Below are 18,999 nucleotides of genomic sequence, written 5' to 3'. Positions count from 1 at the left end.
CATGTCTGACCTCCGCAAAGTTAACATCGACGGACAGGAAATCGAAGTCGATGGTGCGATGACCCTGATTCAGGCCTGCGAACAGGCCGGGGTCGAAGTGCCGCGCTTTTGCTATCACGAGCGTCTGTCGATTGCCGGGAACTGCCGGATGTGTCTGGTCGAAGTTGTTGGGGGGCCGCCTAAACCTGCGGCCTCTTGTGCCATGCAGGTGCGCGATCTTCGTCCGGGGCCGGAAGGGCAAGCACCGGTGGTCAAAACCAACTCGCCCATGGTCAAGAAGGCCCGCGAAGGAGTGATGGAGTTCTTGCTGATCAACCATCCACTGGATTGCCCGATCTGCGATCAGGGTGGCGAGTGCGATCTGCAGGATCAGGCGATGGCTTATGGCATGTCGGGCACGCGGTTTAAGGAAGCCAAGCGCGCGGTCGATGATCTGGATCTGGGTCCGCTGGTTGGTACCGCGATGACCCGCTGCATCAGTTGCACCCGCTGCGTGCGCTTTACAACCGAAGTGGCCGGGATCACTCAGATGGGTCAAACCGGACGGGGCGAAGACGCCGAGATCACGTCATATCTGAACCAGACGCTGGATTCGAATCTGCAAGGTAATATCATCGACTTGTGCCCCGTCGGGGCGCTGACCTCGAAACCCTATGCTTTTACCGCGCGCCCTTGGGAACTGACCAAGACCGAAAGCATCGACGTGATGGATGCATTGGGTTCGAACATTCGTGTGGATACCAAAGGGCGCGAAGTCATGCGCTTTTTGCCGCGCAATCATGATGGCGTGAACGAAGAATGGATCAGTGATAAGACGCGGTTTGTGTGGGACGGCCTGCGTCGTCAGCGGCTGGACAAGCCATACTTGCGTGAAAACGGTAAGCTGCGCCCGGCGACGTGGCCCGAGGCGTTGACCAAAGCGGCCGAGGCGTTGAAAGGGGCTGAAAAGCCCGCCGGTATCGTGGGCGACTTGGCCCCGGTCGAGGCTACGTTTGCTCTGAAGCAGATGATTGAAGGGCAGGGCGGGGTTGTCGAATGCCGTACCGATGGCGCCAAGTTGCCAACGGGCAACCGCGCGGCCTATGCCGGGACCGCTGCGATCGAAGATATCGACAGCGCCGAGCGCATTCTGCTGATCGGAACCAACCCGCGTGATGAGGCGCCGGTGCTGAACGCGCGCATTCGCAAAGCCTGGGCGCATGGGGCCGAGATTGCTATGGTCGGTCCAGCAGTCGATCTGACCTATGATTACCACCATGTCGGCGATGATCGTGCGGCATTGCAGCAGGTGGTGGATATGGGCGGAGATGATGAGGTCAAGGGCAAACGCTCGTTGGTCATCATTGGTCAGGGTGCATTGCAGGAAGCGGATGGCGCTGCGGTTTTGGCCGCTGCGCAAACCATTGCGGCGAATACCGAAAGCGGTTTGATTGTCCTGCACACAGCCGCCTCACGTGTTGGTTCTATGGATGTCGATGCCACCAACGAAGGTGGCATGGATACAATCAGCGCGGCGGATGTGATCTATAATCTCGGTGCCGATGAAGTTGAAATCGGCGACGGCGCCTTTGTCATCTATCAGGGCAGCCATGGCGATCGAGGTGCGCACCGCGCCGACGTGATCCTGCCGGGTGCAGCCTATACCGAGGAAAACGGCCTGTTCGTGAACACCGAAGGCCGCCCGCAACTGGCGATGCGTGCCGGGTTTGCACCAGGTGAGGCGAAGGAAAACTGGGCGATCCTGCGCGCTTTGTCTGCCGAACTGGGTGCGACGCTGCCTTATGACTCGCTGGCGCAACTACGCACCGCGCTGATCGAGGCGGTGCCGCATCTGGCCCGTATCGACGAGGTGATCGAAAACGAGGTTCAGGCGCTGAAGCTCGGCCCTCTGGGCAAGGCGAGCTTCCGTCACACCGTCAAGGACTTCTACCTGAGCAACCCGATTGCACGGGCCTCGCAGTTGATGGCTGAGCTATCGGCGCAGACGCAGGCACGCAAAGGCGAAAAGATCGCGGCGGAATGAACCGAAACTCTGTCATATCGCATTTCGACCCTGTGCTGGTCGGACAGGGGCTCGCCCCTGTTTTGCCTATGAAACGGAATAAAAAGGGTGGCGTAGAGGCTGCAGATGCTGTTTACACCAACGCGCCGACCCAGACGCACTTTGCGCAGGCACATGGCCTTAGCATTTCGTGCGGAAAACGGAATACCCACGGTGTGAGGACCAATGGCTGAATTCTTTAACACCCCAGGCGGAATAGCCCTCATCATTCTGGCACAAGTGCTTGCCGTTGTGGCCTTTGTGATGATCTCGCTGTTGTTCCTTGTCTATGGAGACCGGAAGATCTGGGCGGCGGTTCAGATGCGCCGTGGCCCCAACGTGGTGGGCGTCTATGGCCTGCTGCAATCGGTGGCCGACGCACTGAAATATGTGGTTAAAGAGGTGGTTATCCCAGCGGGTGCAGATCGCACCGTCTTTATCCTCGCGCCGTTGACCTCATTTGTTCTGGCGATGATCGCCTGGGCTGTGATTCCGTTCAACGACGGCTGGGTGTTGTCGGATATAAATGTCGCCATCCTGTATGTCTTCGCCGTGTCCTCGTTGGAGGTTTATGGCGTGATCATGGGGGGGTGGGCGTCGAACTCAAAGTACCCTTTCCTTGGCTCATTGCGCTCTGCCGCTCAGATGATTTCCTACGAGGTCTCGATTGGTCTGATCATCATCGGTGTGATCCTGTCGACCGGGTCGATGAACTTCGGTGACATCGTGCATGCGCAAGACGGGCGCTTTGGGTTCTTCAGCTGGTACTGGTTGCCGCATTTCCCAATGGTCTTCCTGTTCTTCATCTCGGCGCTGGCCGAAACCAACCGCCCACCGTTTGACCTGCCAGAGGCGGAATCCGAACTGGTCGCGGGCTATCAGGTCGAATACTCGGCCACGCCTTTCCTGTTGTTCATGGCTGGCGAATATATCGCCATTTTCCTGATGTGCGCGCTGACCACGCTGCTGTTTTTCGGCGGCTGGCTGTCCCCGATCCCGGGCCTGCCCGACGGCGTGTTGTGGATGGTCGCGAAGATGGCGTTCTTCTTCTTCCTCTTCGCAATGGTCAAGGCGATCACGCCGCGCTACCGCTATGACCAGCTGATGCGGCTGGGTTGGAAAGTCTTCCTGCCGTTTTCGCTGGCCTGGGTGGTATTCGTGGCCTTTGCGGCAAAATTCGACTGGTTCTGGGGTGCATTCGCTCGCTGGAGCGTAGGAGGCTGACATGACCCAAATCGACTACACCCGCGCCGCCAAGTACTTCCTGCTACAGGACTTCTGGGTCGGCATGAAGCTGGGACTGAAGTACTTCTTCGCACCGAAGGCCACCCTGAACTACCCGCATGAAAAGGGTCCTCTGTCTCCGCGTTTTCGCGGTGAACACGCCCTGCGTCGTTATCCCAACGGTGAAGAACGCTGTATTGCCTGCAAACTCTGCGAGGCGATCTGCCCTGCACAGGCCATTACAATCGACGCCGAACCGCGCGAAGATGGCAGCCGCCGTACCACGCGCTATGACATCGACATGACCAAGTGCATCTATTGCGGTTTCTGCCAAGAGGCCTGCCCGGTCGATGCCATCGTCGAAGGTCCGAATTTCGAATTCGCCACGGAAACCCGCGAAGAGCTGTTCTACGACAAGGAAAAACTGCTGGATAACGGCGAACGCTGGGAAGCCGAGATCGCCCGCAATCTGGAAATAGACGCGCCGTATCGCTAAGCGAGAAAACTAATGAATGACGCAACAGAAAGTTTCCAATTTCATGTGTCCGGTCTGCCGGCGCTGTTGTTAATATTGGGCATAGCATTTTTGGCCGTTGGTATTCCCTCGCTAAAGATTGCGAAAAGAACAGGTTCATCGAAATGGCTGGCACTTCTGATGTGTATCCCATTCGTGAACATCATTGTCATTTGGGTTTTTGCGAACTCTCCCTGGCCCAAGGTTGATGGGAAATTGATCAATGAATGACAGCCCGACAAATCCGTTCGAGCTGATGATGAAGCAAGCTCAGGACATGGCCAAGGCGATGAACCCTGCGATGGAGAGCTTCTCGCCCAAAGGGTTCGAAACTCTATGGCCGACCATGCCGAAAGAAGTCATGGAGATGATGTTCGGCAACACCGTCAACAAAGACGGGTTGGATGCCAAAACGCGCCTGTTGCTGACACTGGCCGGGCTGACCTGTCAGGGCGCGCAGGCGGATGCGGCGGTGCGTCAGACCGTGCGCCACGCTGTGGAAGCCGGTGCCAAGAAACAAGAGATCGTGGAAACGATCGGTCAGATGTCGGTCTTTGCCGGCATCCCGGCCATGACCCGCGCGCTGGAATTGGCGCAAGAGGTCATGGGCGATAACGAGGATGAGGATCAATGACCGTCTTTGCCTTCTATCTGTTCGCCATCAGCGCCATCACCGGCGGGCTGTTCACGGTGATCAGCCGCCAGCCGGTGCATTCCGTGCTGTGGTTGATCCTGTCCTTCCTGTCCGCGGCAGGATTGTTTGTGCTGCTGGGGGCTGAGTTCGTGGCGATGCTGCTGATCATCGTCTATGTCGGCGCGGTCGCGGTTTTGTTCCTGTTCGTCGTGATGATGCTGGACGTGGATTTTGCTGAGCTCAAGGCCGAGATGGCGCGCTATATGCCGCTGGCCCTGCTGATCGGTCTGGTTATCCTGATGCAGTTTGTCATGGCCTTTGGGGCTTGGGACAGCGCGCAGGGTGCTTCCGCCAATCTGGCACAGCCGGTTCCGGTGGATCGTCACAATACCGAGGCACTGGGTGTCATCCTTTACGACCAATACTTCCTTCTGTTCCAACTGGCGGGCCTGATTCTGCTGGTGGCCATGATCGGCGCCATCGTGCTGACGCTGCGCCACCGTCAGGACATCAAGCGTCAGGACATCATCGGCCAGATGATGCGCGACCCGGCCAAGGCGATGGAGTTGAAGGACGTGAAACCGGGGCAGGGGTTGTGAGGTTTAGCAAAACCATAAGTTTGGCGATTGCCGTCACAGCCGTCTCACTTGTGGGTGAGACCTCGGAGGCCTGTTCAATAGAAGAGCCAACCAAGGCTGAGAAACGTGAGAAAAACCGGGCAGCACGCGCATCAAGCGAACCTGTCCTAGTAGGTAAAAGCTGCGAGTTTTTGAATGCTGGTATCAGGGACCGTGTCAGTGCAGAACCCGCGATTTCTCTCGGCAATTCTCGATATTACCAAGTGCTTGGTCGTAATGAAGATAAGGTTATCGACGTTCTTGTAGCAGACTGTACTTCGCGTGAAGTTTTTCGCGTTTTCAGCTTTGAAGAGTGGTCGGTCGAGCGGCTGGACTCAGCTTGCAACTTTGTGGGGCGGGAGCCCGTTCCATTGTTGGAGAAAGACGGACCATTCATGCTGACAGAGGGCTCAAATCTTACCGGATTGAAAAGCCATCTGTCAGAGTTTTCGGATCAAGTCACCGTAGATGAGGCTTTAGAACAGCTTCTTTTGGATGACTTCGGAAAGAAGGTGCCCAAGAAGGATCGTTTTGATCTTTTTTGCGGCTGCAAACTCTACTACCCCGACTCGCCAGGAGCGAAGCTATGATCGGACTTGAACACTATCTTACGGTCGCGGCGACGCTGTTCGTCATCGGCATCTTCGGTCTCTTCCTGAACCGCAAGAACGTCATCATCCTGCTGATGAGCATCGAACTGATGCTGCTGGCGGTGAATATCAACCTTGTGGCGTTCTCCAGCTTCCTGGGCGATCTGGTCGGGCAAGTGTTTACGCTGTTTGTGTTGACCGTGGCGGCGGCCGAGGCGGCGATCGGGCTGGCCATTCTGGTCTGTTTCTTCCGCAACCGCGGCTCGATCGCGGTTGAAGATGTCAATATGATGAAGGGGTAAGGGCACATGGAAACCACCATCCTCTTTGCCCCGCTGGTGGGCGCGATCCTGTGCGGGTTCGGCTGGAAGTTCATTGGCGAGAAAGCCGCCATGTGGACCGCCACGGGCCTGCTGTTTCTGGCCTGTCTGCTGTCGTGGATCGTCTTCCTGACGTTCGACGGCCACACCCAGCAGATCGAGATCATGCGCTGGATCGAAAGCGGCTCGCTCTCGACAAGCTGGGCCATTCGTCTGGACCGGTTGACCGCGATCATGCTGATTGTGGTGACGACCGTCTCGGCGCTGGTGCACCTGTATTCCTTTGGCTACATGGATCACGATCCGCAATGGCGCGAAGGCGAAAGCTATAAGCCACGCTTCTTTGCCTATCTGTCCTTCTTTACCTTTGCCATGCTGATGCTGGTGACGGCGGATAATCTGGTTCAGATGTTCTTTGGCTGGGAAGGTGTGGGCGTCGCGTCTTATCTGCTGATCGGGTTCTATTACCGCAAGCCAAGCGCCAATGCGGCGGCGATGAAGGCGTTTATCGTCAACCGGGTTGGGGACTTTGGCTTTGCGCTTGGTATCTTTGCGCTATTCCTGCTGACCGACAGCATCAATTTCTCGGACATCTTCGCCTCTGCCCCGGCATTGGCCGAAGAGAAGCTGCACTTCCTGTGGGGTGAATGGACCGCGATCGAGGTGATCTGCGTTCTGCTGTTCATCGGTGCGATGGGCAAATCGGCACAGTTGTTCCTGCACACCTGGTTGCCGGATGCGATGGAAGGTCCGACGCCTGTATCAGCCCTGATCCACGCCGCGACCATGGTGACCGCTGGTGTCTTCCTGATCTGCCGCATGTCGCCGCTGATGGAGTTCGCGCCGGGTGCGACCGGGTTCATCACCTTCCTTGGTGCGTCGACGGCGTTCTTTGCCGCGACCGTGGGTTTGGTGCAGACCGATATCAAACGCGTCATCGCTTATTCGACCTGTTCGCAGCTTGGTTACATGTTCGTCGCCGCGGGCGTTGGTATGTACTCGGCTGCCATGTTCCACCTGTTGACGCACGCGTTCTTCAAGGCGCTGCTGTTCCTTGGCGCTGGTTCCGTGATCCACGCGATGCATCACGAGCAAGAGATGACCGAGTATGGCGGATTGCGGAAGAAGATCCCTTATACGTTTTGGGCGATGATGATCGGTACGCTGGCTATTACCGGGGTTGGCATTCCGCTGACCACATTCGGTTTTGCCGGGTTCTTGTCCAAGGATGCCATCATCGAAAGCGCCTTTGCCGGAGGCACCGGCTATGCGTTCTGGATGCTGGTGATTGCGGCGGTATTTACGTCATTCTACAGCTGGCGTCTGATTTTCCTGACCTTCTATGGCGAGCCGCGCGGGGACAAGCACACGCATGACCATGCGCATGAAAGCCCGTTGGTCATGCTGGTTCCGCTGGGCGTTCTGTCGCTGGGTGCGGTTTTCGCCGGGATGATCTGGTATGGCAACTTTTTTGGCCACACCGACAAGGTCGGCCAGTTCTATGGCATTCCGGTTGCAGAGGCTTCGGTGGATGGCCACGCGGCAGAGGGCGCGCATGGGGACGATACCCATGCCGAAGATGATCACGGCGACGATACGCATGCGGATGCTGGTCACGCGGAGGACAGCCATGGTGAGAAGGACGCGCAGGGCGGCGATCACCATTATGCCTTTGTTGGAACGCCCGGAGAAGGCGCGCTCTACATCGCACCGGACAATCATGTGCTGGACGATGCGCATGCTGTTCCGAAATGGGTCAAGGTCTCACCCTTCGTTGCGATGCTGCTTGGTTTCATCGTGGCCTATTGGTTCTATATCGTGAATACGACGTTGCCCGCGCGCTTGGCAGCAAACCAGCGTCCGCTTTATCTGTTCCTGCTGAACAAATGGTACTTTGATGAGATCTATGACGCGATCTTCGTCAAACCTGCCTTGGCACTTGGGCGGTTCCTGTGGAAACGCGGCGACGGCAACACGATTGACGGTTTCCTGAACGGGGTAGCGATGGGCATCGTGCCATTCTTCACCCGCCTCGCAGGCAAGGCGCAGACTGGTTACATATTTACCTATGCCTTCTGGATGGTCCTGGGAATTGCTGCCCTGGTCACCTGGATGTCGATCGGCGGAGGCGCACACTAATGGACAATATCCTCTCGATCGTCACCTTCATCCCCGCAGCGGCGGCCGCCATTCTGGCGCTGTTTCTGCAGGGCGACGACGCAGCCGCGCAACGCAATGCCAAATGGGTGGCCATGGTTGCGACGACGGTGACCTTCCTGGTCTCGATTGGCATCTATACTGGCTTTGATCCTGAAAACACCGGCTTCCAGATGGTGGAAGAGGGCCAGTGGCTGATGGGTCTGAAATACAAGATGGGTGTGGATGGCATCAGCGTCCTGTTCGTGTTGCTGACCACTTTCATTATGCCGCTGACAATTCTGGCCAGCTGGAATGTGACAGACCGTGTCAAGGAATACATGATTGCTTTCCTGCTGCTGGAAACGCTGATGCTTGGCGTGTTCATGGCGCTGGACCTGGTGCTGTTCTACCTGTTCTTCGAAGCAGGTCTGATCCCGATGTTCCTGATCATCGGCATCTGGGGTGGTAAAGAGCGCATCTATGCCAGCTTCAAGTTCTTCCTCTACACGTTCCTTGGCTCTGTGCTGATGCTGGTGGCTATGGTTGCGATGTATGCGGATGCAGGCACGACGGATATCGAAGCGCTGATGGCGCATCATTTCTCGTCCGACAGCTTTACCGTTCTGGGCATCCATATCGTAGGCGGTATGCAGACGCTGATGTTCCTGGCGTTCTTTGCCTCATTTGCGGTGAAGATGCCGATGTGGCCGGTCCACACCTGGCTGCCCGATGCACACGTGCAGGCGCCAACGGCGGGTTCGGTCGTACTGGCGGCTATTCTGCTGAAGATGGGTGGCTATGGCTTCCTGCGGTTCAGCCTGCCGATGTTCCCGGTGGGGTCGGCGGTGATGACCGATCTTGTGCTGTGGATGTCGGCCATCGCTGTGGTTTACACATCGCTGGTTGCTCTGGTGCAGGAGGATATGAAAAAGCTGATCGCTTATTCCTCGGTCGCACATATGGGCTTTGTCACCATGGGCATCTTTGCGGCAAACCAGCAGGGTGTCGACGGAGCCATCTTCCAGATGCTCAGCCACGGGTTCATCTCGGCGGCGCTCTTCCTGTGTGTCGGCGTGATCTATGACCGGATGCACACCCGCGACATCGAGGCCTATGGCGGTCTGGTAATCCGGATGCCGGCCTACGCGCTAGTCTTCATGCTGTTCACCATGGCCAATGTTGGCCTGCCGGGCACCAGTGGGTTCATCGGAGAGTTCCTGACCCTGATGGGCGCATTCCAGGTCAATACCTGGGTGACTGCTGTGGCCGCGACCGGTGTTATCTTCTCGGCGGGATATGCTTTGTGGCTGTATCGTCGGGTCGTATTTGGGGATCTTATCAAAGAAAGCCTCAAGGCGATGACTGATATGAGCTCGCGCGAGCGGTTGATATTTGCCCCCCTGATCGTCATGACGATCCTGTTGGGTGTGTATCCATCGCTGGTAACAGATGTGATTGGCAACTCGACTGCCGCGCTGATTTCGAACTATGATACGGCTCTGGCCGCGGCTGAGACCGCGACCCAGACAGCCGCCTCGCATTAAGGAGGCTTTGGAGACATGATCCAGGCTGATCTGACAATTATCCTGCCAGAGATCGTTCTGGCACTATATGCGATGGCGGCATTGCTTGCGGCTGTTTACACCACCAAGGACGGGCTAGCGCCGACGCTGGTTTGGGTGACCGCCGGGCTGATGGCGCTGCTGGCGTTCTGGATCGCAACAAATGGCGACGGAACGAACATCGCGTTTAACGGCATGTTCGTTGATGACGGATTCGCGCGCTTTGCCAAAGTGGCGATCCTGCTATCTGCCGCAGCCGTTTTGATGATGAGCCAGGACTATATGACCCGCCGCGGGTTGTTGCGGTTCGAATACCCTTTGCTGGTGGCACTGGCTGCTGTTGGCATGATGATGATGGTCAGCGCGGGCGATCTGATGTCCCTTTATATGGGGCTCGAACTGCAGTCGCTGGCGCTTTATGTTGTCGCCGCGCTGCGCCGTGACAGCGCCAAATCCACCGAGGCTGGACTGAAGTATTTCGTTCTGGGCGCGCTTAGCTCGGGTTTGCTGCTCTATGGGGCGTCGCTTGTATACGGCTTTACCGGGACCACGCTGTTCTCGGGCATCATTCAGACCGTTCATCACGGCGATGTGACCCTCGGGTTGCTGTTCGGGTTGATCTTCCTGATCTCGGGGCTTGCGTTCAAGGTTTCGGCTGTTCCGTTCCACATGTGGACGCCGGATGTCTATGAAGGATCGCCCACACCAGTCACTGCCTTCTTCGCCACGGCGCCCAAAGTGGCCGCCATGGCCCTGTTTGCCCGCGTGTTGCACGACGCATTTGGAGGTGTCGTAAAGGACTGGCAGCAGGTGATCGTACTCTTGTCTGTTCTGTCTATGCTGTTGGGGGCCGTGGCTGCCATCGGACAACGCGACATTAAACGGCTGATGGCGTTTTCGTCGATTGCCCATATGGGGTATGCGCTGATCGGACTGGCGGCTGGGACCGAGCTGGGTATCAAGGCGATGCTGATGTATCTGGCGATTTACGTGACCATGAATGTCGGAACTTTCGCCTTTATCCTGATGATGGAACGGGACGGTAAACCTGTTACCGACATTGACGCCTTGCGCCAGTATTCCAAACGCGATCCGGGTAAGGCTCTGGCCGTGCTGGTCCTGATGTTCAGCCTTGCCGGTGTTCCACCAATGCTTGGGTTCTTTGCGAAATTCGGCGTCTGGCAAGCGGGTATTGAGGCTGGCCTGACCGGTCTGGTTATCATGTCTGCCATCGCCTCGGTGATCGGTGCATTCTATTACCTACGGATCGTATACTATATGTATTTCGGTGCCGAGAATGACGACCCGATCGACGCAAATTCGTCTCCGGTTCTGTGGGTTGCTCTGATGGGGTCAGCTGCATTGATGTTGGTTGGCGTATTCTATCAGTTTGGGATTGAGGGCGCAGCGGCAGCTGCAGCGGCGACGCTTGTTAACTGATTTCGACCATTGCCCGCGGCCTATTGTACTTGTGATATGAGTGATTGGCCGGATGGATATGGCCTGCATGTATTGCAAGAGGTCGATAGCACTCTGAACGAAGCCGCCCGGATCGCGCCGATGGCTCAGGGTCCGGTCTGGATCCTGGCGCACCGCCAGACACAGGCGCGCGGTCGGCGCGGACGGGTCTGGACCAACCCCGAGGGAAATCTTGCCGCAACGCTGCTGATGCGGCCCGCAGGACGCCCGGAACAGGCCGCTCTGCGCAGTTTTGTCGCTGCCTTGGCCCTGTTTGATGCATGTGTGGCGGTCACCGGACGCATATCGGGTTTGTCGCTAAAATGGCCCAATGATGTGTTGCTGAACGGTGGTAAGCTTGCGGGGATTCTGCTGGAAAGTACCGGGCAGGGGCGAGACGTCTCGCATTTGGCAATCGGCATCGGCGTAAATCTCGCGCAGGCACCGACTGCAGATAAAGTCGAACCAGGTGCGCTAAGGCCGGTTTCGCTGTTGTCCGAGACAGGGGCAGATGTCACCACCGAAGATTTTTTGACCGAGCTTGCATCGGCCTATGCGCGTTTTGAGGCCCAGTTTGTAACCTACGGGTTCGAACCCATCCGCGCTGCCTGGTTGTCCCGCGCAGCTAAGCTGGGCGAGGTCATCACCGCGCGTACTGTCACCACTGAGACGGTCGGGACCTTCGAAACGGTGGACGCAGGCGGTAACCTTGTCCTAAACACCGCGAAGGGCCGCGTCAGCATACCTGCGGCAGACGTATTTTTCTGAAAGGGGCACCAATGCTTCTAGCCATCGACTGCGGCAACACCAATACCGTTTTCTCGATTTGGGATGGTAAGGAATTCGTCTGCACGCTGCGCACGTCTACGCACCATGCCCGTACGGCAGATGCCTATTTCACCTGGTACTCTACGCTGGTCAAACATTATGAGATCCAAGCTGATATCACCGATGTGATTATCGCCTCGACCGTGCCGCGTGTGGTTTTCAATCTGCGCGTCTTTGCGGACCGGTTCTTTGGCTGTCGCCCATTGGTCGTGGGCAAGCCGGAGTGTCTGCTGCCTGTCAGCCCGCGCATTGATGAGGGTACGGTCCCTGGCCCGGATCGCCTGGCCAATGCGGCCGGGGCATTTGAACGGCATGGTGGGGATGTGGTTGTTGTCGATTTTGGAACGGCCACCAACTTTGACGTGGTGTCTTCGGATGGAGCATATGTCGGCGGCATCATCGCCCCAGGTGTAAACCTGAGCCTTGAGGCGTTGCACCAGGGGGCCGCCGCGTTGCCGCATATCGACATCACACGTCCCGAAAAAGTGATTGGAACAAATACGGTTGGCTGCATTCAATCTGGCGTGTATTGGGGCTATTCCGGTCTGATCGAAGGGCTGATTGCCCGGATCAAGGCGGAATATGGCATGCCAATGAAAGTCGTGGGAACCGGGGGGCTTGCGCCTCTGTTCGATCAGGCAGATGTTGGGTTTGACGCTATAGAAGACGATTTGACGATGCACGGACTGACCGTGATCCATCGCTATAACAAGGAAAATGGCTCAACATGAGCAGTGAACGACTGATCTATCTGCCCCTGGGCGGGGCGGGCGAAATTGGGATGAATGCCTATGTCTATGGCTATGGCAAGCCGGGAAAGGAGAAGCTGATCCTTGTCGATCTTGGTGTAACCTTCCCAGATATGGACACAACACCCGGTGTCGACCTGATCCATGCCGATATCAACTGGCTAAAAGAACGTGCCGACCGGCTTGAGGCGGTATTCGTCACCCATGCCCACGAAGATCATGTCGGCGCTGTGGCGCATTGCTATGACGACTTGGGCGCCCCGATCTATGCACGCGCCTTCACCGCAAATCTCGCGCGTCGCAAGATGGAAGAGAAAGCCCATCCGACAGACGCGGTTCAGACCCTGTCAGCCTGGCCTGAACAGGTGACGGTTGGCCCGTTTACAGTCGGGTTTTTGCCGGTATCGCACTCTATCCCCGAAAGTGCGGCGCTTGTCATAGACTCGCCTGCGGGGCGGATCGTGCATACAGGGGATTTCAAGCTGGATGCCAACCCTGTGGTAGGTGAACCGTTCGATCAAGACCTTTGGGCAGAGATTTCAAAGGACGGTGTGAAAGCACTGGTCTGCGACAGCACGAATGTGTTTTCAACGCATGCGGGCCGCTCGGAATCCGAAGTCGGGCCTGAGATCACCAAATTGGTCGAAAATGCCAAATCAATGGTGGTTGCGACGACTTTTGCCTCGAATGTCGCACGGGTGAAGACGCTGGCCGAGGCTGGGCAGCGCGCGGGACGCTCGGTCGTACTGTTAGGTCGTGCGATGCGGCGGATGATCGAGGCCGCGACGGAAACCGGTATTCTCACGGATTTTCCCAAGGTTATCAGCGCCGAAGAGGCCGTAGATATCCCGCGCCAGAACCTGATGCTGATCGTAACCGGCAGCCAGGGCGAACGCCGTGCGGCCAGTGCCCAGCTTGCACGCGGTAAATACCGCGGGATCGAGTTGAAGGAAGGCGATCTGTTCCTGTTCTCGTCGAAGACGATACCGGGCAATGAGAAGGGCGTGATCTTCATCATGAACCAGCTCAGCGAAAAAGGCGTTGATGTGGTGGATGACAGCTCGGGTCTGTATCACGTCTCTGGCCATGCCAACCGGCCTGATCTGGAAAAAGTGCACGCCATAGTCAACCCGCAGATGGTTATTCCCATGCATGGTGAACACCGACATCTGCGCGAACATGCTAAACTGGCCGAAGCGGGTAGTCGTACCGGGGTTGTGGCAGTCAATGGCACGATGCTGGATCTCAGCGGCAATGCCCCCAAGGTCGTCGACTACGTCGAGACAGGCCGAACTTATCTGGATGGATCCGTAAAGGTCGGAGCCTTGGATGGAGTTGTCCGCGACCGCATTCGCATGGCCTTGAACGGGCATGTAACCGTGACGGTTATTTTAGACGAAGAAGACGAACCGTTGGGTGAACCGTGGTGCGATACGATGGGCTTGGCCGAGACCGGAACATCGCGCGCAGCACTGGTCGAAGTTCTGGAAGAGGACCTGAACCAGTTCCTCATGCGGGCGGATACCAAAACCCGGCGCGACGATGACAAGCTGGAAGAGGCATTGCGCCGGATCGTGCGTCAGACAGCAAAGACCGAGATCGGCAAAAAGCCCGAGGTGACCACGGTGATCAGCCGAATGAAGTAGGTTCGGCTAGAAGTCCTGTTCGGACATTGGATAGCCTTTGATCTGTAAGAACAGGCTTTGTTCTTCTTGATTGAGGAAGAACGGAACGCTTTGGGGTGGTTCGGGTCGTGTGACCCGGGCTGCAACTTCGGCCAGAACAACTTCGGTTATGAAGGGAAGATCAAGCTCGCGCGCCTTGTTCAACGGAACCCATTGCAGGTGAGACAACTCATCCGAAGCGCGGCCAAAGTCATCCAGATCGCCTTGCAGGGCGTCTGCATCTACCAAAAAGAATCGTGCATCAAACCGGCGCGTACGGCCGGGCGGGGTGACGGCGCGAAAAACAAACTGCAATGCCTGTGCAGAGGGCAGAAATCCTGCCTCTGCATAGCTTCGCCAGTCAATCGGCACCTCACCTGTCCAAGCGCCGGGAACTCCAAGCACCAGGCCGGTTTCCTCCCAGAGCTCGCGGATTGCGGCGGCCGCCAAAGCATTCTGCAGCCCGGGCGGAGACTGTTCAGTAAGCCGATCGCGGCAGAGCTGGGACATGTCAGCCGATAGCGGGACCAGAGCGTCCTCTGCGTCTACCGCGCCACCTGGAAACACGAATTTGTTCGGCATAAAAACGGCTTTTGCGCCCCTTTGACCCATCAAAATGGAAGGGTTCGTCATCCGGTCCCGCAACACGATAACGGTTGCAGCGTCCCGTATAGCCGTTTTGTCTGTACTCATCTCAGGGCCGACCCAATCATTCCAGTCATCGGTCCGTTTCGAACCCATGCATCCGTCGTGCCCACTGATAGGCGACAACGGCCCCTTTCATTCGCGGTAACAGGAACAGTGTCAAGGCTGTACATCCGAATGCAAAAATCAGGAACATGTTCAGCGGGTCAGGGCGCCACTGGACATAAGAGATGTGCAAAGCGGGCGCCAGCAGGTGACCGACCAACAGGATCGTCAGATAGGCTGGACCGTCATCCGCACGGTGATGAAACAGTTCCTGACCACAGCTGCTGCAGCTGTCATTCACCTTCAGGTAGCTGTGCAACAGCTTGCCTTCACCGCATTTTGGGCAGCGGCAACGGAAGCCTTTGATTAGCGCAGGCCGGGTTGGACGGTCGTTCTCGGATATTGTGTCGATCGTTTGATCTGTCATTTTGAAACTCGCGCATTCAGATTGCCCTGATATTGCGCTTGTTTTGCCCCACAGAAAAGGGGGGTGCGTCGCTTTGTGCCGCGATGAGATGTCCGGAAATTATGTGGTCGTTGGCAGTGAGCAACAGAAAAAAAATAAAATTGGGCGACGGAAACCGAAAACTGCACCGTTTTAACCTATGTGAGCAGCGACAAACCGGTCGCGAGAAACAAAGGAAAACGATATGAAAAGCGCGAAACTTATCCCGGCCATTCTGGTATCGGCCATTGCATTGACAGGCACAACCGCCTTGGCTGTCGGTCCGAAAGGCCGAGAGGACGTGACCTTTCAAGAGCTGGACCTGAACAATGATGGTCAGGTCACGCAGGAAGAAATGCAAACCTATAGGCAACAGCGTTTCACCAATGCCGACACCAATGGCGACGGCATGTTGAGCGTCGACGAGATGCAAGCGGCTGGCCAGAAGAAGGCGAATGAGCGTGTGAATCAAATGTTCGAAAAGCACGACGCCAATCAGGATGGCCTCTTATCCGATGATGAGTTGCCCAAGCCGCGCCGTGCTGGCAAGATGTTTGACCGCATCGACGCGGACAAAAATGGCACGATCTCGGAACAGGAATTTGCCGATGCGAAAAACCGGATGGGCCGGCATCACAAAAAACGTGACAAGGCTGGCACAGACGACAGCTAATGAAGGATGCGGGACCTGAGTACCTCATCAACGAGGGCTCGCAGCCAAAGTCAGGCTGCGGGCGACCCCGGAGACGATGCATTGTTGCGGCGGTTCGCCGAGGGTGACGCTGATGCGGCACGCATTTTGACCGATCGGCTTGGGCCGCGCAGTTTTTCGGTGGCGCTCAGGCTGTTGAACGACCGGGCCGAAGCCGAAGATGTCACACAGGAAGCCATGATGCGCCTATGGAAGATGGCGCCGGATTGGGTTGCTGGACAGGCAAAGGTGTCGACTTGGCTTTACCGGGTCACTCTGAACCTGTGTGTCGATATTCGGCGGAAGAAATCGGCGGACAGTCTTTCTGATGTTGCCGAACCTGAAAGCGATGCGATCAGTGCAACCGAACACCTTCAGGATGCCGCTAGGTTGGACGCACTGCAGTTCGCGTTGGCGCAACTTCCGGATCGGCAACGTCAGGCTGTTGTCTTGCGCCACATCGAAGAGTTGCCCAATCCCGAAATCGCGGGAATCATGGATATTTCCGTCGAAGCTGTAGAGAGTCTGACAGCTCGGGGAAAGCGGGCACTGGCACAGCAGTTAGCCGCAAGAAGAGACGAGTTGGGATATGCCGATGGATGAAAATAGCGACCTGAATCACCTGTTTTTACGTGCCCGTCAAGAAGATGAGCCGTTACCCGATGCTCTCGCCCGTCGTATTCTGGTCGATGCGGAAACCGTTCGTTTGCAAAGGCTTCAGAAATCGCCCCAAGGGTTCTGGGCACAGGCATTGGATAGTTTCTTTGGCTGGCAGGGGATGGGAGGTTTGGCGGTCGCGGGCATTGCTGGCATCTGGATTGGATTGACTGCCCCGGCCTTTTTGCCCGATCCGGCGACGTTGCTTTATTCGCAATCCTCTGGCTTTGAGGTTGCGGATATGGATCTGAATACAATCTTCCTGGAGGAAGGCGAATGAGCGAACAGTCAAAACCTAAACGCCGGTGGATGCCTGTTCTGCTGATCGTGTCCCTTGCTATCAATCTGCTAGTCATCGGTGCAGTTGTTGGCACGGCGCTGCGCATCAGAAACAATGACCACGTCAAAGCCCCTCCGGGATTTGGATCGGCGCTTTATCGCGCGCTTCCCAAGCATGAACGCCAGGCGATGCGGGCCGAGCTTTCGGGCCTGCACCGCCAAGGTGTCGATCATCGGACGGCGGATTTTCAAGCCCTTGGCGACGCACTTCGTGCCGAACCCTTCGCGGTTGACGCTGTAGAGACTTTGTTGGGTCAGCAGGCGCAGGTGATGTCAGAGATGCAGTCTGCTTTGCAGGAACAGTGGCTGATCCGTGTGTCAGCCATGAGCCCGAAAGAACGCGTCGAATACGCTGATCGTCTGGAAGATGTGGTGCACCGAAAATCGAAAGCGGGCAGAAAGCGCGACTGACCGGATCAGGCTGCGTGATTCTGGACCATGACCTGATTGCGTCCCGCCTTTTTCGCAGCATACAGGGCCGTATCCGCAGATTTTATCATGTTGTCCAATGGTGCGGGTGGGATGCCCTGGCGAAACGTGTTGTCATCGGCTGTAATGAGGCCGATGCTGATTGTCACTGCGATTGGTTCGGCGGCCTCGGATAGGTCAAATGGACACTGGCAGATGTCATCGCAGACGGTTCGTGCGATCCCCAATGCTCGAGGCCCCGTAGTTTCAGGCAGACCGATCAAGAATTCTTCGCCCCCGATCCGTGCCACAAAGCCGTCAGAACCAATGGAATTGCACATGCGCTTGGCTGTTTCGATCAAGACCTGATCGCCTCCGGCATGGCCAAACTTGTCGTTGATTGATTTGAAATGGTCCAGATCGGCCACCATCACGGTAAAACCGCGCCCGGTCTGCGCAGACTGCCGGGCGATTTGCTTCAATGCTCGCATTGCATAGCGGCGGTTATGCAGGCCGGTCAGTGGATCCACCCAGGATTCCGCGATGCCACGCCGCAAAGAATCCCGCATCTGGTCAATTCGGCTTTTGCGGGCAAGCTGGTTATCAAGCCGCAACAGAGTTTCACGGGGGCAGAACCCCGCCATACAGATGGTATCCGCGCCACGATCCAGCGCTTCGGCAGCCAGAGACGCGTCATCCTTTCTCAAGATGCCGATCAGCACTGTGTGCCGCGTTGCCCCGCGCGATTTCAAATCCGCCAGAATACTCAGGCCTGAAGATTCGCCATCAATTTCGACAATAATCGCGTCCGGGATGGGGCCAGAAAGCAGGCGGTGAAGGTTTGATATCGTGTGAATTGACAGACTGTGATGCGCATGTTCGGACAGCGCCTTCTGCCAAAGCGCCCCGGTTTTAGGGGATTGCGTCAGTAGGGCGGCGCGCGCAGCTTTGGGTGGCGCGGCAAAGGTGCTTGTCGCTTCGGCAAATCCCAAACATGGCGATCCGCTATTGTCTTGCAATTCCTGCGTATCGGCACGTGCCCGTAACAAGCTGCGAACCCGAGCTAGCAACAACGTGTCCTTGAACGGGTGCGCCAATACATCGTCCAACCCATCTGACAATGCCCTCAACCTTGCGGATTTGTCGTTTTGCGGCGCGATAGCGACAATGGGAATATCCGCCAGATCCGGGTCGGCCATTACCACTTTCTTGACATCAGCCGCTGTTCCATCCGGCAATGACTGCGCGGTTAAAATTAAATCGGGGCGCACACGTTTCAGCAGCCCATCAAGACCCCGCAGATTTTCCCCCTGTGCGACGTGATACCAGGCCGCGGTTAGCTGTACTTTCAGCATAATTCGATTGGTTGAGGTCCCGTCCAGGACAAGGATCGTTCCTTGCACCGACATATCAGTCACCGTTGATTGCA

General features: G+C 56.8%; 21 protein-coding genes. 18 read left to right on the top strand and 3 right to left on the bottom strand.

Annotation, left to right across the window (positions count from 1 at the left end):
* Window position 1: 1 nt before the first annotated feature.
* From nuoG to AC2FJW_RS11790, 14 genes are all read left to right on the top strand, one after another.
* Window positions 2-2,023: an NADH-quinone oxidoreductase subunit NuoG gene (nuoG, locus tag AC2FJW_RS11855; RefSeq protein WP_496750165.1), complete on the top strand. Its 2,022-nt coding sequence runs from the start codon at window positions 2-4 to the stop codon at window positions 2,021-2,023.
* 204 nt (window positions 2,024-2,227) lie between these two features.
* The gene (gene nuoH / locus AC2FJW_RS11850) at window positions 2,228-3,265 is read left to right on the top strand and encodes an NADH-quinone oxidoreductase subunit NuoH (RefSeq protein ID WP_142634879.1); all 1,038 of its coding nucleotides are present in this window, start codon (window positions 2,228-2,230) and stop codon (window positions 3,263-3,265) included.
* 1 nt (window position 3,266) lies between these two features.
* On the top strand, window positions 3,267-3,761 hold the full coding sequence (gene nuoI / locus AC2FJW_RS11845; RefSeq protein WP_496689756.1) for an NADH-quinone oxidoreductase subunit NuoI: 495 nt from the start codon (window positions 3,267-3,269) through the stop codon (window positions 3,759-3,761).
* Between the two features lie 12 nt (window positions 3,762-3,773).
* Window positions 3,774-4,010, top strand: coding sequence for a hypothetical protein (locus AC2FJW_RS11840; RefSeq protein ID WP_496689757.1), 237 nt, complete (start codon window positions 3,774-3,776; stop codon window positions 4,008-4,010).
* The gene (locus AC2FJW_RS11835) at window positions 4,003-4,413 is read left to right on the top strand and encodes a carboxymuconolactone decarboxylase family protein (protein WP_496750164.1); all 411 of its coding nucleotides are present in this window, start codon (window positions 4,003-4,005) and stop codon (window positions 4,411-4,413) included. Before AC2FJW_RS11840 ends, AC2FJW_RS11835 begins: the two co-directional genes overlap by 8 nt.
* Window positions 4,410-5,012 (top strand): NADH-quinone oxidoreductase subunit J, encoded by a 603-nt coding sequence (locus AC2FJW_RS11830; RefSeq protein WP_281972815.1) that lies wholly within the window; start codon window positions 4,410-4,412, stop codon window positions 5,010-5,012. Before AC2FJW_RS11835 ends, AC2FJW_RS11830 begins: the two co-directional genes overlap by 4 nt.
* 20 nt (window positions 5,013-5,032) lie before the next feature.
* Window positions 5,033-5,620, top strand: a complete 588-nt coding sequence (locus AC2FJW_RS11825; protein WP_496750163.1) for a hypothetical protein — start codon at window positions 5,033-5,035, stop codon at window positions 5,618-5,620.
* Window positions 5,617-5,922: an NADH-quinone oxidoreductase subunit NuoK gene (nuoK, locus tag AC2FJW_RS11820; RefSeq protein ID WP_050602759.1), complete on the top strand. Its 306-nt coding sequence runs from the start codon at window positions 5,617-5,619 to the stop codon at window positions 5,920-5,922. Before AC2FJW_RS11825 ends, nuoK begins: the two co-directional genes overlap by 4 nt.
* Before the next feature lie 6 nt (window positions 5,923-5,928).
* Window positions 5,929-8,079: an NADH-quinone oxidoreductase subunit L gene (nuoL, locus tag AC2FJW_RS11815; protein ID WP_282021421.1), complete on the top strand. Its 2,151-nt coding sequence runs from the start codon at window positions 5,929-5,931 to the stop codon at window positions 8,077-8,079.
* Window positions 8,079-9,623 (top strand): NADH-quinone oxidoreductase subunit M, encoded by a 1,545-nt coding sequence (locus AC2FJW_RS11810; RefSeq protein WP_271950170.1) that lies wholly within the window; start codon window positions 8,079-8,081, stop codon window positions 9,621-9,623. The genes nuoL and AC2FJW_RS11810 overlap by 1 nt, the downstream gene beginning before the upstream one ends.
* A 15-nt stretch (window positions 9,624-9,638) precedes the next feature.
* On the top strand, window positions 9,639-11,081 hold the full coding sequence (gene nuoN / locus AC2FJW_RS11805) for an NADH-quinone oxidoreductase subunit NuoN (RefSeq protein WP_496750162.1): 1,443 nt from the start codon (window positions 9,639-9,641) through the stop codon (window positions 11,079-11,081).
* A gap of 36 nt (window positions 11,082-11,117) precedes the next feature.
* Complete coding sequence (locus tag AC2FJW_RS11800) at window positions 11,118-11,867, top strand: biotin--[acetyl-CoA-carboxylase] ligase (RefSeq protein WP_496690841.1); 750 nt, start codon at window positions 11,118-11,120, stop codon at window positions 11,865-11,867.
* A gap of 11 nt (window positions 11,868-11,878) precedes the next feature.
* A complete protein-coding gene (locus AC2FJW_RS11795) occupies window positions 11,879-12,658 on the top strand; it encodes a type III pantothenate kinase (RefSeq protein ID WP_496750161.1) in 780 nt (259 codons plus the stop codon).
* Window positions 12,655-14,322: a ribonuclease J gene (locus tag AC2FJW_RS11790; protein ID WP_496750160.1), complete on the top strand. Its 1,668-nt coding sequence runs from the start codon at window positions 12,655-12,657 to the stop codon at window positions 14,320-14,322. The genes AC2FJW_RS11795 and AC2FJW_RS11790 overlap by 4 nt, the downstream gene beginning before the upstream one ends.
* Before the next feature lie 6 nt (window positions 14,323-14,328).
* Here the strand turns inward: AC2FJW_RS11790 and AC2FJW_RS11785 are convergent, their stop codons facing one another.
* Both AC2FJW_RS11785 and AC2FJW_RS11780 read right to left on the bottom strand, forming a co-directional pair.
* Window positions 14,329-15,033, bottom strand: a complete 705-nt coding sequence (locus AC2FJW_RS11785) for an NUDIX hydrolase (RefSeq protein WP_496750159.1) — start codon at window positions 15,031-15,033, stop codon at window positions 14,329-14,331.
* A gap of 25 nt (window positions 15,034-15,058) precedes the next feature.
* The gene (locus AC2FJW_RS11780; protein ID WP_142634860.1) at window positions 15,059-15,457 is read right to left on the bottom strand and encodes a DUF983 domain-containing protein; all 399 of its coding nucleotides are present in this window, start codon (window positions 15,455-15,457) and stop codon (window positions 15,059-15,061) included.
* Between the two features lie 223 nt (window positions 15,458-15,680).
* Between AC2FJW_RS11780 and AC2FJW_RS11775 the strand changes: the two genes are divergently transcribed.
* From AC2FJW_RS11775 to AC2FJW_RS11760, 4 genes are read left to right on the top strand one after another with little or no spacing between them, the layout of a single operon-like run.
* Entirely contained in the window at window positions 15,681-16,148 is a 468-nt protein-coding gene (locus tag AC2FJW_RS11775) for an EF-hand domain-containing protein (RefSeq protein ID WP_496750158.1), read from the top strand.
* Between the two features lie 6 nt (window positions 16,149-16,154).
* Entirely contained in the window at window positions 16,155-16,769 is a 615-nt protein-coding gene (locus AC2FJW_RS11770; RefSeq protein WP_281972822.1) for an RNA polymerase sigma factor, read from the top strand.
* Entirely contained in the window at window positions 16,762-17,103 is a 342-nt protein-coding gene (locus AC2FJW_RS11765) for a hypothetical protein (RefSeq protein ID WP_496750157.1), read from the top strand. Before AC2FJW_RS11770 ends, AC2FJW_RS11765 begins: the two co-directional genes overlap by 8 nt.
* Window positions 17,100-17,573, top strand: coding sequence for a periplasmic heavy metal sensor (locus AC2FJW_RS11760; RefSeq protein WP_496694900.1), 474 nt, complete (start codon window positions 17,100-17,102; stop codon window positions 17,571-17,573). The genes AC2FJW_RS11765 and AC2FJW_RS11760 overlap by 4 nt, the downstream gene beginning before the upstream one ends.
* Window positions 17,574-17,578: 5 nt before the next feature.
* On the opposite strand, the gene AC2FJW_RS11755 is transcribed toward AC2FJW_RS11760, so the two are convergent.
* Entirely contained in the window at window positions 17,579-18,979 is a 1,401-nt protein-coding gene (locus tag AC2FJW_RS11755; protein WP_496750311.1) for a diguanylate cyclase, read from the bottom strand.
* Window positions 18,980-18,999: the final 20 nt, after the last annotated feature.

Source organism: Ruegeria sp. CDSA020, from assembly GCF_059612345.1.
This window is presented reverse-complemented; position numbering and strand designations above follow the sequence as displayed.

Bases quoted from the DNA above. Each gene is read 5' to 3' on its own strand.
- nuoL (WP_282021421.1), top strand. From the start codon at position 5,929: ATGGAAACCACCATCCTCTTTGCCCCGCTGGTGGGCGCGATCCTGTGC.
- AC2FJW_RS11795 (WP_496750161.1), top strand. From the start codon at position 11,879: ATGCTTCTAGCCATCGACTGCGGCAACACCAATACCGTTTTCTCGATT.
- nuoG (WP_496750165.1), top strand. From the start codon at position 2: ATGTCTGACCTCCGCAAAGTTAACATCGACGGACAGGAAATCGAAGTC.
- nuoH (WP_142634879.1), top strand. From the start codon at position 2,228: ATGGCTGAATTCTTTAACACCCCAGGCGGAATAGCCCTCATCATTCTG.
- AC2FJW_RS11760 (WP_496694900.1), top strand. From the start codon at position 17,100: ATGAGCGAACAGTCAAAACCTAAACGCCGGTGGATGCCTGTTCTGCTG.
- AC2FJW_RS11775 (WP_496750158.1), top strand. From the start codon at position 15,681: ATGAAAAGCGCGAAACTTATCCCGGCCATTCTGGTATCGGCCATTGCA.
- AC2FJW_RS11800 (WP_496690841.1), top strand. From the start codon at position 11,118: ATGAGTGATTGGCCGGATGGATATGGCCTGCATGTATTGCAAGAGGTC.
- AC2FJW_RS11810 (WP_271950170.1), top strand. From the start codon at position 8,079: ATGGACAATATCCTCTCGATCGTCACCTTCATCCCCGCAGCGGCGGCC.
- AC2FJW_RS11755 (WP_496750311.1), bottom strand. From the start codon at position 18,979: ATGTCGGTGCAAGGAACGATCCTTGTCCTGGACGGGACCTCAACCAAT.
- nuoK (WP_050602759.1), top strand. From the start codon at position 5,617: ATGATCGGACTTGAACACTATCTTACGGTCGCGGCGACGCTGTTCGTC.
- AC2FJW_RS11790 (WP_496750160.1), top strand. From the start codon at position 12,655: ATGAGCAGTGAACGACTGATCTATCTGCCCCTGGGCGGGGCGGGCGAA.
- AC2FJW_RS11765 (WP_496750157.1), top strand. From the start codon at position 16,762: ATGGATGAAAATAGCGACCTGAATCACCTGTTTTTACGTGCCCGTCAA.
- nuoN (WP_496750162.1), top strand. From the start codon at position 9,639: ATGATCCAGGCTGATCTGACAATTATCCTGCCAGAGATCGTTCTGGCA.
- AC2FJW_RS11785 (WP_496750159.1), bottom strand. From the start codon at position 15,033: ATGAGTACAGACAAAACGGCTATACGGGACGCTGCAACCGTTATCGTG.
- AC2FJW_RS11830 (WP_281972815.1), top strand. From the start codon at position 4,410: ATGACCGTCTTTGCCTTCTATCTGTTCGCCATCAGCGCCATCACCGGC.
- AC2FJW_RS11840 (WP_496689757.1), top strand. From the start codon at position 3,774: ATGAATGACGCAACAGAAAGTTTCCAATTTCATGTGTCCGGTCTGCCG.
- AC2FJW_RS11770 (WP_281972822.1), top strand. From the start codon at position 16,155: ATGCGGGACCTGAGTACCTCATCAACGAGGGCTCGCAGCCAAAGTCAG.
- AC2FJW_RS11835 (WP_496750164.1), top strand. From the start codon at position 4,003: ATGAATGACAGCCCGACAAATCCGTTCGAGCTGATGATGAAGCAAGCT.
- nuoI (WP_496689756.1), top strand. From the start codon at position 3,267: ATGACCCAAATCGACTACACCCGCGCCGCCAAGTACTTCCTGCTACAG.
- AC2FJW_RS11780 (WP_142634860.1), bottom strand. From the start codon at position 15,457: ATGACAGATCAAACGATCGACACAATATCCGAGAACGACCGTCCAACC.